A 13,279-nucleotide genomic window follows, 5' to 3' on the forward strand; every position below is an offset into this window, starting at 1 on the left:
CTACCTTACCGCGCCTGCAGCTGTTTGCCGCGGGTTTCCGGCAGGCTCAATGCGGCCAGGATCACCACGCCGTAGGACACCGCGGAGAACACGCCGATGCCCAGGCCCAGCGGCACCTTCTGGCCGAGCACGCCGATCAGCAGTGGGAACAGCGCCGCCACGACCTTGCCGATGTTGTAGCAGAAGCCCTGCCCCGAACCGCGGATACGGGTGGGGAACAGCTCGGTGAGGAACGCGCCCATGCCGCTGAAGATGCCCGAGGCGAAGAAGCCCAGCGGGAGCCCCAACCACAGCATCACGTCATCGCTGACTGGCATTTGCGTGTACAGCAGCACGATGACGAACGAGCCCACCGCAAACAGGATGAAGTTCTTCTTGCGCCCGAGCAGGTCGGACAGGTACGCGCTGACCACATAACCGATGTAGGAACCGACGATCACCATGGCCAGGTAGCCACCGGTGCCCAGCACACTCAGGCCGCGTTCGCTCTTGAGGAACGTCGGCAGCCACGAGGTGATGGCGTAGTAGCCGCCCAAAGCACCGGTGGTCAGCAGCGACGCGCGCACGGTGGTCCAGAGCATGCCCGGGGCGAAGATCTCGTAGAAGCGCGAAGGCACCTCGGCGCTTTCCACGGCCTTGGCCTCGCGATACACCTCGGGGTCCTTGACCAGGCGGCGGACGAAGATCACGAAGATCGCCGGCACCAGGCCCAACAGGAACAACGCACGCCAGGCCTGCTCTGCCGGTAGCCAGGAAAACAGCAGCGCGTAGAGAATGGCGGTGAGGCCCCAGCCAAGCGCCCAGCCGGACTGCACCATGCCCACCGCCTTGCCACGGTCCTGGGCACGGATCACCTCGCCGATCAGCACTGCGCCGGCGGTCCATTCCCCCCCGAAGCCAAAGCCCATCAGGGTACGGGCGATCAGCAGCTGCTGGTAGTTCTGGGCGAAGCCGCAGAGGAAGGTGAAGAAGGCGAACCACAGCACGGTCAGTTGCAGGGTGCGCACCCGGCCGATGCGGTCGGAGAGGATGCCGGCAATCCAGCCGCCGGCGGCCGAGGCGATCAGCGTGCTGGTGTGGATCAGCCCGGCCTCGGTGGTGCTGATGCCCCACAGCATGATCAGCGTGGGGATGACGAAGCTGAGCATCTGCGTGTCCATGCCATCCAGGCCATAGCCGATCTTGCAGCTCCAGAAGGTGCGTCGTTGCTGGGAATCGATATCGCGGTACCAGGCGAATGGCCCGGTCGATGAGGAGGGACTGACCTGCTGCTGCACGCCGGTGGGGTTCATGGTTGCCTCGGCTTGTTGGTATTGTTTTACGGGCGACACAGGGTCGCGGCCTGGGCATCATTGTTCAGAGGCCACGCCAGCTGCGTCCAACGAGAAAAACCGCCGGTCTGGAACAAGAAAAACTGATCATGAACCTTCGTTTCCTCGAAACCTTCGTCTGGGTTGCCCGGCTCAAGAGCTTCCGCCTGACCGCGGAAAAGCTGTTCACCACCCAGGCCTCGGTGTCCAGCCGTATCGCCGCACTGGAGGCCGACCTGGGGGTGAAGCTGCTGCTGCGCGACTCGCGCGGGGTCAGCCTGACCCCGGAAGGGAGCAAGGTGCTGGAGTATGCCGAGCGCATGCTGGACACCGCCAAGGCCATGAAGCAGTCACTGGACAGCGACCGGGCCAAGGTCGGGCGCATCCGCATCGGGGTGATGGACACGGTGATCCATACCTGGATGAGCGCGCTGGTGGCCGAGCTGAGCGAACGCTACCCGCAGGTGGAGATCGAACTGGTGGCCGACACCGCACTGAATCTGCGCGAGCAGTTGCAGAAGGGTTTTCTCGACGTGATCCTGCAGACCGACCTGGTGCGCGAGCAATCGATCCGCAGCCTCGACCTGGCGCGCTACCCGATGGGCTGGATCGTGGCGGCAGGCTCGCCGCAGCACCGCGACTATGCCTCCCTGGCCGAACTTGGGCGTGAGCGCATCATCACCTTCTCGAAGAACTCACGGCCGCACCAGGAGGTGCTGAGCCTGCTACAAGGCGCGGGTGCCGAAACGCCGCGCTTGAACTGCGTGAATTCGGTGGCGGCGATTACCCGGTTGCTGCGCGACGGCTTTGGCATTGGCGCGTTGCCGCCGGCGCTGGTGGATGCCGAGTTGAGCCGCGGTGAGCTGGTGTTGCTGCAAGGGCTGCAACCGCCGCCAAGCCTTGAGCTGGTAGTGGCCTGGCAGACCGGGGTGGCGTTGGTGGATGAGGTGGTCGGGGTGTGCCGGCAAGTGCTGCAAGGGTATGCGCGGGATGTGGGCGGGCAGCGGATTGTATTGGTCTGAGCGTTTGGCTTTCTCGCGGCCGGCTGACGCGGTCCCTGTAGGAGCGGCCTTGTGTCGCGAAAGGGCTGCAGAGCAGCCTCGGCAATTGCTGCATCGCTGCTGAACCCTGGGGCCGCTTTGCGGCCCTTTCGCGACACAAGGCCGCTCCTACAGGGACCGCGTCAGGCCACGGATGAGTGCAGGTGAATCAGCGCCAGCTCTCTTTCACCGCCCTGCGCCGCCCACCCAGGATCAGCCAGCCAATCCCCAACAGCAGGCTTTCCACCACGAAAGCCAGGACGAACCCTGCACCCAGCCCCCAGCCAACCGCCTCGGGTACCAGCAATATCTGATAGCTGTAGCTGTTCAGGGTCTCTTCCCGCATTTGCGGGTCGGCCTGCACCAGCACGTGCCAGGTACGTTCGGCCCATGAGCCTTGCAACGCCTGCCATTCGCTTTCCAGCAGATCGTTACGAATCATCAGGCTTTCGATGCTGTTGGCATCACTGAGGAATACCGGGTCGTCGCTGCTGCGGTAGTGCCGCAGCAGCGCCTGCAAGTCACCGTTGAAGAAGCGCTCGGCCGTCTGCCGGAAACCATCCAGTGCCTCGCGCGATTCGAACAGGTGCGCCTCGACCCGCTGGCTGTAATCCTTAACCAGCCCCGGGACCTGGATGCCGGCCAGCAGGCCGAAGGTGAACAGCAGCAACCGCAGGTAACTTCTGAACATGCAGCGTCCTTAGCTCTGGCCGTGCGCCACGCATTCGCCGTGCCGCCACAGGGCCCATTGTCCCGGCGCGTAGCGCTGCCAGGTCTCGTTCTCGGTCAGGGCCTCGGTAGCGATGACCGTGACCACGTCGTTGGGGGTGGTTTCGGTGTGAAAATCAACGATCAGGTCGACATCCTTCAACCGCGCCGCACCAAAGGGTGCACGCCGCGTGATGTGCACCAGCTTGGTCGAGCAGAAGCAGAACAGCCAGTCGCCGTCGCTGAGCATGCAGTTGAACACGCCCAGAGACCGGTAGCCGGCACAGGCTTCGACCAGCACCGGCAGCAGCTGTTCAACCGCAACCGGCTCGGGAAAGCTGCTACGAATGCGGTTGAGCAGGTCGCAGAAGGCCGCTTCGCTGTCGGTGTCGCCCACCGGCCGGTAGAAACCGGCCTGGCCCTTGAAGTCGCCCAGCTGGCCATTGTGCGCGAAGCACCAGTTGCGGCCCCACATTTCCCGCACGAAGGGGTGGGTGTTGGCCAGGCACACCTTGCCGACGTTAGCCTGGCGGATGTGGCCGATGACCACTTCGCTCTTGATCGGGTAGCGCTGCACCAGGTTGGCCACTTCCGACTCGCTGCTGGCGGCCGGGTCCTGGAACAGGCGCAGGCCACGCCCTTCGTAGAAGCCGATGCCCCAGCCGTCGCGGTGCGGGCCGGTGCGGCCACCGCGCTGCATCAGGCCGGTAAAGCTGAAAACGATATCGGTGGGAACGTTGGCACTCATGCCCAGCAGTTCGCACATCGGCGTGTCTCCGCTTACAGACGGGGCTCGACCCGGCCACCGCCACGCAAGGCGGCAGGGCGTGGGTCGTCAAGGTAGCGGTCGCGGCGCTCGGCGGCCAACGGCGCCTGGGCAGCGAGCGCGTCGTCTTCGGCAGCCTGGCGCTGGGCCGCGGTCTCGGCCTGGGCGCGGCGTTCGCGGGCGCGTTTTTCCAGCGGCCAGCGCAGCGCCACGAAGAGGAAGTACAGGCTGAAGGCGAACATGCCGTACATGGCAAAGTCCGACACCGCGCGCCAGGCGTTGTTGCCGACCTTGAAGGCGATGTCCAGTGCGGTAATGGCAATGGCCGGGGCAAAGCTGTCCTTGGCCGGGTCGACGATGGTCGGGGTCAGCAGCAGCACCGCCAGCACCACCCGCAACGGTTCGCGCAGCCAGCGCCACATCCAGCCGGTGAGTTTGAAGCCCACCAGCAGGCAGCCCAGGGCGGCAACCGCGTATAGGCCCCAGGCCAGGGTGTAGTCGTTCTCGGTCATGGTGATCGTGCAAGCCAGGCAAAGAGATGCCTATGATAAACACTTTTCCAGGCGCAGACAGCGTCTCCCTGTCCCCAGCCAAGAGTTCCCCGATGCCGAACAAGCCTCAGCCACCCATCGCCCATGCCGACAACGCCACCGACCCCTATGCCTGGCTGCAACGGCGCGACAGCCCCGAGGTGCTGGCTTACCTGCAAGCCGAAAACGCCTACCAGGAAGCCTGCCTGGCCGACCAGGCCGCGCTGCGCGAGCAATTGTTCGAAGAGATCAAGGGCCGTATCCTGGAAACCGACCTGTCGCTGCCGACGCCCTGGGGCCCCTACCTCTACTACACCCGCACCACCGCCGGCGACGAGTACCCGCGTCACTACCGCTGCCCGCGCCCGGCCGACGACTCCAACACCGTCGATGCAAGCCAGGAGCAATTGCTGCTCGACCCCAACGCCCTGGCCAATGGCGGCTTCCTGTCGCTGGGCGCGTTCAACGTCAGCCCTGACCATCGCCTGCTGGCCTACAGCCTCGACACCAGCGGCGACGAAATCTTCACCCTGTACGTCAAGGACCTGGCCAGTGGCAACGTCACCACCCTGCCCTTCGACGACTGCGACGGCAGCCTGACCTGGGCCAACGACAGCCAGACGTTGTTCTTCGCCGAACTGGACGACACCCACCGGCCCTGGCGCCTGCGCCGCCACACCTTGGGCAGCGCTGGCGCGCAGACCGTGTTCGAAGAGCCCGACGGGCGCTTCTTCCTGCACTGCTACCGCACCAGCTCCGAGCGCCAGCTGGTGCTGCTGCTCAACAGCAAGACCACCAGCGAAGCCTGGGTACTGGATGCCGAAACGCCGCTGGCGCCCTTTACCTGCCTGGCGCCACGGGTCGAGGGCCACGAGTACTTCCCCGACCACGGCCAGCTCGACGGCCAGTGGCGCTGGTTCATCCGCACCAACCAGGACGGCATCAACTTCGCCCTGTACCACGCACCGGCCACACCGGTGCCAAGCCGCGCGCAATGGCAGGTGCTGGTGCCGCACCGTGAGGCGATCATGCTCGAAGGCCTCAGCCTGAATGCCACGGCACTGACCCTGAGCCTGCGCGAAGGCGGCCTGCCGATCATCGAGGTACGCCCCCAGGGCCTGCCGGCCTACCGTGTCGAGCTACCCGACGCGGCCTACAGCTTGTACGTGCAGGACAGCCTGGAGTTCGCCAGCCCGCGCCTGCGCCTGCGCTACGAAGCGCTCAACCGCCCGGCCCAGGTGCGCCAGCTGGAACTGGCCACTGGCGCCCAGGTGGTGCTCAAGCAAACCCCGGTACTGGGGCCGTTCGACGCCGATGACTATGTCAGCGAGCGCCTGTGGGCCACGGCAGCGGACGGTACCCAGGTGCCGATCAGCCTGGTCCGCCGCCGTCAGGACCTGGGCCAGACCGTGCCGCTGTACCTGTACGGCTACGGCGCCTATGGCGAAAGCCTCGACCCGTGGTTCTCGCATGCGCGCCTGAGCCTGCTGGAGCGCGGCGTGGCCTTTGCCATTGCCCACGTGCGCGGCGGTGGCGAGCTGGGCGAAGCCTGGTACCGCGCCGGCAAGCAGGAGCACAAGCACAACAGCTTCGGCGACTTCATCGCCTGTGCCGAGCACCTGATCGCCGTGGGCGTGACCGCCGCCGATCGCCTGGCCATCAGCGGCGGCAGTGCCGGTGGCCTGCTGATGGGCGCGGTGCTCAACCTGCGCCCCGAGCTGTTCCGTTGCGCGGTTGCCGAAGTGCCGTTCGTCGACGTGCTCAACACCATGCTCGACCCTGAGCTGCCGTTGACCGTGACCGAGTACGACGAATGGGGCAACCCTGAAGAACCAGAGGTGTACGAGCGGATCAAGGCCTACGCGCCGTATGAAAACGTGAAGGCGCAGGCCTACCCGGCGATGCTGGTGGTGGCTGGTTACAACGACAGCCGCGTGCAGTACTGGGAAGCGGCCAAGTGGGTGGCGCGGCTACGCACGCGCAAGACCGACAGCAACCTGCTGCTGCTCAAGACCGAGATGGGCGCCGGGCACGGCGGGATGAGCGGGCGCTACCAGGGGCTGAAGGACGTGGCCCTGGAATATGCGTTCGTGTTTGGCCAGCTGGGTGTAGCTTGAGCTGGCTGGGGGCGCTTTGCGCCCCTTCGCGACACAAGGCCGCTCCTACAACCGATCGCAATCCTGAGCTGCGCCCCAGGCTCGCCCCCCCAAGTCAATCATCCGGTACCACCGGCTTCTGCGGCTCCTGCCGCAACCCCGGCAAAGGCTGGTCTTTCGGCGGCCCAGGCACCGGCATGGGCGGCAACAACGGTGCCCCGGGCTGGCTGTCGTAGGCCTTGGGCGGTGTACTCGGGGTGATCTGCGGGTAGGGCGTGGGCGTTGGTGTACCCGGTGCACCGGGCACTGGCGTGGTCAACCGGGGCGGTGTGCTGGCAGCTTCGGCCATGGGCAGGCCAGCCAGCACCAGCACGGCGAGGATCGCGCGAAACATCAGCAACCTCCTGTCGGGAACCTTCCTACAGGCTACGCCGATATTCCGGTTTTCGCCTGTCCGCCAGCCGTGCAAGCGCGCTAGACTCAGGGGCATAACCGTCATTCGCCTGACCAGAACGAAGGAAACACCATGAGCTCCACCTCTTCCGCCGCCGCTACTGCGCGCCTGGACCGCATTCTGGCCGATGCCAAGCGCGACAAGGAAATGGGCTACCGCGACAAGGCCCTAAAAATGTACCCGCACGTGTGCGGCCGCTGCGCCCGCGAGTTCTCCGGCAAGCGCCTGAGCGAGCTGACCGTGCACCACCGCGACCACAACCACGACAACAACCCGCAGGACGGCTCCAACTGGGAGCTGCTGTGCCTGTATTGCCACGACAACGAGCATTCGCGCTACACCGACCAGCAGTACTTCAGCGAAGGCTCCACCAGCACGCCGAGCATCGCCAAGGCCACCCACAACCCGTTCGCCGGGCTGGCAGGCATGCTGAAGAAGGACTGACCATCGATTGGCCCCCCGCTGCTACCGGGCAGCCCGTATAATCGCGCTTTTTTGCGAAGGGCCCCGGTACGTGGCAAACAAACGATACAGCTGCATCGGCCTGTTCAACCCCAAGTCGGCGGAAAACGTCGGCTCGGTCATGCGCGCCGCGGGTTGCTACGGTGTCAACTCGGTGTTCTATACCGGCAAACGCTACGAACGCGCCCGTGACTTCGTCACCGATACCAAGCGCGTGCACTACGACATCCCGCTGATCGGCATCGACGACCTGCAACGCATCATCCCGCTGGGCTGCACGCCGGTGGCGGTGGAGCTGGTGGAAGGTGCGCGGCCATTGCCGGAATACACCCACCCGGACCGGGCCATCTACATCTTCGGGCCCGAGGATGGCTCGTTGAGCGAGGATGTGCGGGGCTGGTGTGAAGAGACCATCTACATTCCGACCGAAGGTTGCATGAACCTGGCGGCGACAGTGAACGTGGTGCTGTATGACCGCATGGCCAAGGGCCTGAATACCCGTTCGGGGCCCAAGTTCAAATAGCCGACTGAACGATGGCGGCAGCCGGCAGGTCAGCTGCTTACACGTCACACGGAGGCCTCGCCATGCTGGATATCCATTCGGCTGCAACATCGCAGGACAACAACGTTCATGGGCTTGAGCGCGCCAGTTCGCTGGCGGGCGGCGCCTTGATGGTCAGCAAGGGGCTGCGCCACGGCGGCCTGGTCGGCCTGTTGCAGGTTGCCGTGGGCGGCCTGGCGCTGGCCCGCGGCTTCACCGGGCACTGCGCGACCAAGGCCTGGTGGCAGCGCCACCGGCAGGAATATCACCGCTTGCGCTCGGACATCGAGCGCAGTGCCTCCGAACTGCAGGCCTTGAAGGCCAGTGCCGAGGCGGCGACGCGCGGGGTGACGGTGACCGGGAAGGACCCGTTGGCTGGCAGTTGATCCTGCATTGCCTGTGCCGGCCCTTTCGCGGGCGCGCCCGCGAAAGGGCCGGCACAGGCAATGCAGAGGCCTAGCGCAACGCCTTGCTCTGCAACACCTCCGACTGCCGCCCCAGCACGTTCTCGCTGATCTGCACGAAGTCTTCGGTGCTGACACCGGGCAGGCGCATCAGCCCGCGCACCACATCGTCGAGCGAGCGCCTGGCCTGGGTGTGGATGCGAATTTCCGTGTCCAGCGCCTGCAACAGCATTACCCCGCGCGCCACCTGCGCCGGGCTGGCATGCTCGCCTTTGAGCCGGGTGACCTTGGCGCCCTGCTTGCTCAGACGCGCCTGCCAGGCCTGGTAGCGGTCATCGCTTATCCCGCCCGAACGGCGCAGCAGCTCGCTGGCGTAGTAGTCGGTCAGGCTTTCCACCAGCCAGTCGCTGCCGTCGCGCCCATGGATCTGCGCAAACAGTTGCACCACTTCGCGCAGTAGAGGGCTGCTGCCGTTCTCGCTCACCATCGGCCGGCCGCTGTGCAGGTACAACGACCCGTGTGCCGCCGCGGCGCCGCGCCACATGCCATCACGGGCGCCGACCAGCAGCAGTTTTGGCGGGTTACGCGGGAACAGCGCCTGCAATTGCGGCCAGACGAAGGTGAGCAAGGTCAGGCTGTCCATGCGCCGCATGCCCTGCCCCACCGGCGCGGCCACCGTCACCTCGGTATCGCCCAGGCGCGCGCGGCGGCTGCCCAGGTCGCCGGCAAGCATCCAGCCGGTCGGGCGGTCGAACAGGCGCGATACGTTGTCGATGCGGAACTTGTCCTTGCCGATGCGTGGCCAGGCGGTTTCGACGCTGTTCCAGCCCTCGGGCAGGTCGAACGCCAGGCGCGCCACCAGTTCGGTGCCATCCTGCTGGTCGAGGTGCGCCGGCGGTACCAACTGGTCGCCGAGGAACAGCGCCCAATGCGGGTTGATGCGCGACGAATAGGCACCGCCGCGCTTCTGCTCCAGCTGCACACGGTAGCTGAGGCTGGTCTTGCCGGCAGCCGGCTGCCACACGCCACGCTGGCCCTGCGCCTGCCACTTGCCGTCAGCCTGGAAACCGCTGTAGGCCCCGGCCTTGCCCAGGTCGAAATCGAGGCTGCGCACGGCACTGCCGTCGGCCAAGGTAAGGCGGACTTCCGCCTGGCCGGTGGCCGGCAGCAGGCGCACCTGGTAGTCCAGGTCGACCTTCTTCGCCCAGGCTGGCGAGCAGGCGACAAGGCCCAACAGCAACAACAGCTGGCAACGCATAGCGAAACTCCTTGTATCCCGCACAGCGGGCAGCGCCGGTCAGCTGGCGCGGAAAATCAGGTGGTCTTCCCAGTCGTCTTCGTGCACCTCGTGCTCGCTGAGCATACGCCCAGCCTGGGAAATGCGCTGTTCATGCACCTGCTGGCGGTCACCACAAACCAGGTGATGCCAGGCCGGCAGGTCCTTGCCTTCGCTGACCAGGCGGTAGCCGCAGGTGCTCGGCAGCCACTTGAACTGGTCGGCCTTGCCCGGGGTGAGCTGAATGCAATCTGGCACCTGGGCGAAACGGTTGGGGTAATCGCTGCACTGGCAGCTGTTCAGGTCCAGCAGCTTGCAGGCGATGCGGGTGTAATAGACGCTGTTGTCGTCCTCGTCCTCGAGCTTCTGCAGGCAGCACAGGCCGCAGCCGTCACACAGCGACTCCCATTCCTGCGGGCTGAGTTGCTCAAGGGTCTTGCGCCGCCAGAACGGTGCGTTTTCAGCGATCATGACACGGATATCCTGCATTCATCTTGGCGCCGCGGCGCGCGGCGGCGCCAGTCTAGAGCCTGGCCCGCGGCAAAGCCAGACCGCTTGTCAGTGGCGACGCAAGGCAGTAGCGTGCGGGTTTCCCGTCCGTTTGCAGGAACCGCCATGAGCGCCAACCCTCGCGTTGCCGATTACGCCATCAACGAACAATTCATCAACCGCTGGTCGCCACGCGCTTTCACCGCCGAGCCGATCAGCGAAGAGACCCTGCTGAGCTTCCTCGAAGCCGCACGTTGGGCGCCGTCGGCGAACAACTCGCAGCCCTGGCGCTTCCTCTATGCCCGCCGTGACACCCCGCACTGGGAGCGCTACCTGAGCCTGCTGGTGCCGGCCAACCGCAATTGGGCGCAGCGCGCCTCGGCGCTGGTGCTGATCATGTCCAAGACCACCTTCGCCGCCCCCGGTGCCACGGAAGAAAAACCAGCGCTGTGGCATACCTTCGACACCGGTTCGGCCTGGGGTCACCTGGCCCTGCAAGCCAGCATCAGCGGCTGGCACACCCATGGCATGGCCGGCTTCGACCAAGCCCTGGCTCGCCAAGAGCTGAAAGTGCCGGAAGGCTATGTGCTGCACGCTATGGTGGCGATCGGCAAGCTGGGCGACAAGGCCAGCCTGGACGAGGCCCTGCAGGCGCGCGAAGTGCCAAGCCCGCGCAAGCCGCTGAGCGAGCTGGCGGCCGAGGGTGATTTCAGCCTGTAAGGCCTGCTTTTTGCGATACCGGCCTCTTCGCGGGCTTGCCCGCGAAGAGGACGTACAGGTATTACCAATCAGTAGCCACGTGCAAAGTCCACTTCGCCCCGCAACCCTTGCCCCGCCACATACGCCTGCAGATTATCGACAAACAACCGCACCATCGCCGTCGGCGAGGTGGGTGCCGAGCTGTGCCCGGTCAGCAACAGGCCCCAGGCGGTCCAGAACGGGTGCTGCCTGGGCAGTGGCTCCTGGCGGCAGACATCGATCACCGCCCCGGCCAGGTGGCCGTCCTTTAACGCCGCGACCAGGTCGGCGTCGACCACCGCCGCCCCACGCCCGGCATTGATGAACAGCGCGCTGGGCTGGAAGCACTTGAACAGCGCCGCGTCATACAGGTCGTGGGTGGCCGGGGTGTCCGGCAGCAGGTTGAGCACATAGTCGACCTGGCCAACCAGGCGCGGCAGGTCGGCCAACGCGGCCACTTCGACAAACGGCGCCTGTTCCCGCGCGCTGCTGGCGACACCGTACAGGATCACGCCAAACGGCTGCAGGAACTCGGCCACCCGCTGGCCAATGTCGCCGGTGCCGACGATCAGCACCTTGCGCCCTTCCAGGGTCCGCCCCGGGCGGTCGTCCCAACGCCGTTCGACCTGGCTGACCAGGCGCGACAGCACCTCGCGCTCGTGGCCAAGCATGTAGGTGAGCATGTACTCGGCCATGACCTGGCCAAAGATGCCCACGGCGCGGGTCAGGCGATAGTCGCGCGGCAGGCCCTCGGCCAGCAGCGGAGTGATGCCGGCCCAGGTGGATTGCATCCAGGCCGGCTTGTGGCCCTGGCGCAACAGGCTGGCCAGCAGGTCGGGCTGGCCCAGCCACACCGGGCACTGCGGTGCCTGGCGGGCCAGTTCGGCGGAGTCGCCGCTGGTCAGCACTTCCAGCTCAGGCGCGGCGGCACGCAGGATCTCGGCGTAACGAGCATGATCATGCTCAGCAATCAGTACACGCATGATCAGGCCGGGTCGTTACGGCGCAGCAACTCTTCGGGCAGGTGCTCGATGTAGTCGTCTTCGGGGGGCGGCATTTGCAGGTGGTAGCCCTGGTTGTCGAGGTTTTCCAGTACCTTGGCGATGTCTTCGCGGGCCAGCTTGCGCTCGGGGGTCAGCACCAGGTCGAAGGCGTGCATGGGGGTGCCGAAGAATGGCAGCAGGCCTTCGGGCACGCGCTGCAGGCCATCGGCCTTGAGCACGTACAGGTACATTTCGTTCTTGCGTGGGCTCTTGTAGATCGAGCAAATGCGTTTCATCGGGTCTCTCCGGCGCCTGCCAGGCTGTCCAGCAGGGCCTGGCCCATGCGCTCACGGCGCCAGCCGCGCAGCGAATCGGGCAGTTGATAAGGGCCATTGGGGTAGCCGCTCTTGAGCAGCGCTTCCAGGGCTTTCTTGCGCAGCATCAGCTCGGGGGCGATGCCCAGCCGCTCGCCTTCGGCCTGGCCGATGGCACGCAACTGCTTGAGGATGCCGGCAGCCTCGATCGGCAGCGGCTCGGGCAAGGCCGGCGGCCACTGCTCGGGTGGCAGGCTGGCGGCACGCTTGATCAGCTGGATGAGGAACTCACCGTCCTGGCGAATGGTGCGCGGGTGCATCTCGTCGATCTTGGCCAGCGCCGACAGGTTGTTCGGCTGGCTCTTGGCCATCGGCCACAGCGAGTGCTCCTTGAGGATGCGGTTGCGCGGCACATCGCGGTTGCGCGCCTCGCGCTCACGCCAGGCGCACAGTTCGCGCAGCACCGCCAGTTGCTGGGGCGCCAGCTTCCAGGCCAGCTTGACGTCGCGGTACAGGCTTTCGGGCTCGACTTCGCGGCGCAGCTGGGCGACCAGCTCGGCGCCGTCTTCCAGCACCCAGGCGTACTTGTCGTCGGACAGGCGCGGGCGCAACACGCTGAACAGCTCGGCCAGGTGCACGGCATCCTCGGCGGCATAGCTGACCTGGGTGTCGGAGAGCGGGCGCTGCAGCCAGTCGGAGCGGGTTTCACCCTTGGGCAGATCGATGCCCAGCACTTCCTGCACCAGGCGCGAATAGCCCATGGAGAAGCCCAAGTTCAGGTAGCCGGCTGCCAACTGGGTGTCGAACAGCGGTTGTGGCAGCTTGCCGGTCAGGCGCAGCAGCACTTCGAGGTCTTCGCTGCAGGCATGCAGCACCTTGACCACGCTGCTGTCCTCGAGCAGCTCGGCCAAGGGTTGCCAGTTACCGATCAGCAGCGGGTCGATCAGGAACGCACGCTGGCCGTCGCCGATCTGGATCAGCCCGGCCTTGGGGTAGAAGGTGTCGACCCGCATGAATTCGGTATCGACGGCGACGAAGGGCAGTTCGTGCCAGTTCCGGCAGTGTTCGGCCAGGCTCTGGTCGTCACGGATCCAGTGTATTTCGATGGCCACGAGGCTCTCCCACTAACATTGGCGCGCAGTATATACGGCGCGGGCACTGCTGGTGA

Annotated in this window: 16 protein-coding genes; 6 read left to right on the forward strand and 10 right to left on the reverse strand. The window is 65.8% G+C overall.

The window, feature by feature from the left end; all coding sequences use genetic code 11:
- Positions 1-5: 5 nt before the first annotated feature.
- Positions 6-1,292, reverse strand: coding sequence for an MFS transporter (locus tag HU763_RS17895; RefSeq protein ID WP_186687844.1), 1,287 nt, complete (start codon positions 1,290-1,292; stop codon positions 6-8).
- Between the two features lie 128 nt (positions 1,293-1,420).
- Between HU763_RS17895 and HU763_RS17900 the strand changes: the two genes are divergently transcribed.
- On the forward strand, positions 1,421-2,332 hold the full coding sequence (locus HU763_RS17900; RefSeq protein ID WP_186687847.1) for a LysR family transcriptional regulator: 912 nt from the start codon (positions 1,421-1,423) through the stop codon (positions 2,330-2,332).
- Between the two features lie 187 nt (positions 2,333-2,519).
- On the opposite strand, the gene HU763_RS17905 is transcribed toward HU763_RS17900, so the two are convergent.
- From HU763_RS17905 to HU763_RS17915, 3 genes are read right to left on the reverse strand one after another with little or no spacing between them, the layout of a single operon-like run.
- Positions 2,520-3,041, reverse strand: a complete 522-nt coding sequence (locus tag HU763_RS17905) for a DUF2937 family protein (protein WP_186687850.1) — start codon at positions 3,039-3,041, stop codon at positions 2,520-2,522.
- A 9-nt stretch (positions 3,042-3,050) separates the two neighbouring features.
- Complete coding sequence (locus HU763_RS17910) at positions 3,051-3,824, reverse strand: class II glutamine amidotransferase (protein ID WP_186687852.1); 774 nt, start codon at positions 3,822-3,824, stop codon at positions 3,051-3,053.
- A 14-nt stretch (positions 3,825-3,838) separates the two neighbouring features.
- Positions 3,839-4,336, reverse strand: a complete 498-nt coding sequence (locus HU763_RS17915; RefSeq protein ID WP_186687855.1) for an MFS transporter — start codon at positions 4,334-4,336, stop codon at positions 3,839-3,841.
- Positions 4,337-4,428: 92 nt separating this feature from the next.
- Between HU763_RS17915 and HU763_RS17920 the strand changes: the two genes are divergently transcribed.
- Positions 4,429-6,471, forward strand: a complete 2,043-nt coding sequence (locus HU763_RS17920; RefSeq protein ID WP_186687857.1) for a S9 family peptidase — start codon at positions 4,429-4,431, stop codon at positions 6,469-6,471.
- Between the two features lie 94 nt (positions 6,472-6,565).
- Here the strand turns inward: HU763_RS17920 and HU763_RS17925 are convergent, their stop codons facing one another.
- Positions 6,566-6,844 (reverse strand): hypothetical protein, encoded by a 279-nt coding sequence (locus HU763_RS17925; protein WP_186687859.1) that lies wholly within the window; start codon positions 6,842-6,844, stop codon positions 6,566-6,568.
- 132 nt (positions 6,845-6,976) lie between these two features.
- Here HU763_RS17925 and HU763_RS17930 point away from each other — a divergent pair, with 132 nt between their 5' ends.
- From HU763_RS17930 to HU763_RS17940, 3 genes are all read left to right on the forward strand, one after another.
- Positions 6,977-7,348, forward strand: a complete 372-nt coding sequence (locus tag HU763_RS17930) for a YajD family HNH nuclease (RefSeq protein ID WP_003259546.1) — start codon at positions 6,977-6,979, stop codon at positions 7,346-7,348.
- A gap of 70 nt (positions 7,349-7,418) precedes the next feature.
- Positions 7,419-7,889 (forward strand): RNA methyltransferase, encoded by a 471-nt coding sequence (locus HU763_RS17935; RefSeq protein ID WP_028693028.1) that lies wholly within the window; start codon positions 7,419-7,421, stop codon positions 7,887-7,889.
- 62 nt (positions 7,890-7,951) lie between these two features.
- Positions 7,952-8,293 carry a YgaP family membrane protein gene (locus tag HU763_RS17940; protein WP_170031429.1) on the forward strand — a complete coding sequence of 114 codons (342 nt, stop codon included), beginning with the start codon at positions 7,952-7,954 and terminating at the stop codon, positions 8,291-8,293.
- A gap of 70 nt (positions 8,294-8,363) precedes the next feature.
- Here HU763_RS17940 and HU763_RS17945 read toward each other — a convergent pair whose 3' ends face one another.
- Positions 8,364-9,569, reverse strand: coding sequence for a hypothetical protein (locus HU763_RS17945; protein WP_170031433.1), 1,206 nt, complete (start codon positions 9,567-9,569; stop codon positions 8,364-8,366).
- Positions 9,570-9,608: 39 nt separating this feature from the next.
- Positions 9,609-10,058 carry a YcgN family cysteine cluster protein gene (locus HU763_RS17950; RefSeq protein WP_170031436.1) on the reverse strand — a complete coding sequence of 150 codons (450 nt, stop codon included), beginning with the start codon at positions 10,056-10,058 and terminating at the stop codon, positions 9,609-9,611.
- 144 nt (positions 10,059-10,202) lie between these two features.
- On the opposite strand from HU763_RS17950, the gene HU763_RS17955 reads away from it, so the two are divergent.
- Positions 10,203-10,796: a nitroreductase family protein gene (locus tag HU763_RS17955; protein WP_186687861.1), complete on the forward strand. Its 594-nt coding sequence runs from the start codon at positions 10,203-10,205 to the stop codon at positions 10,794-10,796.
- 68 nt (positions 10,797-10,864) lie between these two features.
- Here the strand turns inward: HU763_RS17955 and HU763_RS17960 are convergent, their stop codons facing one another.
- The 3 genes from HU763_RS17960 to rnd are packed head-to-tail and all read right to left on the reverse strand — an operon-like array spanning position 10,865 to position 13,223.
- Positions 10,865-11,797: a D-2-hydroxyacid dehydrogenase gene (locus tag HU763_RS17960; protein ID WP_186687863.1), complete on the reverse strand. Its 933-nt coding sequence runs from the start codon at positions 11,795-11,797 to the stop codon at positions 10,865-10,867.
- A gap of 2 nt (positions 11,798-11,799) precedes the next feature.
- Entirely contained in the window at positions 11,800-12,093 is a 294-nt protein-coding gene (locus tag HU763_RS17965) for a YcgL domain-containing protein (protein WP_170031445.1), read from the reverse strand.
- Positions 12,090-13,223 carry a ribonuclease D gene (gene rnd, locus HU763_RS17970; protein WP_186687865.1) on the reverse strand — a complete coding sequence of 378 codons (1,134 nt, stop codon included), beginning with the start codon at positions 13,221-13,223 and terminating at the stop codon, positions 12,090-12,092. The genes HU763_RS17965 and rnd overlap by 4 nt, the downstream gene beginning before the upstream one ends.
- Positions 13,224-13,279 lie beyond the last annotated feature (56 nt).

It is taken from the genome of Pseudomonas anuradhapurensis, assembly GCF_014269225.2.
GTDB lineage: Bacteria > Pseudomonadota > Gammaproteobacteria > Pseudomonadales > Pseudomonadaceae > Aquipseudomonas > Aquipseudomonas anuradhapurensis.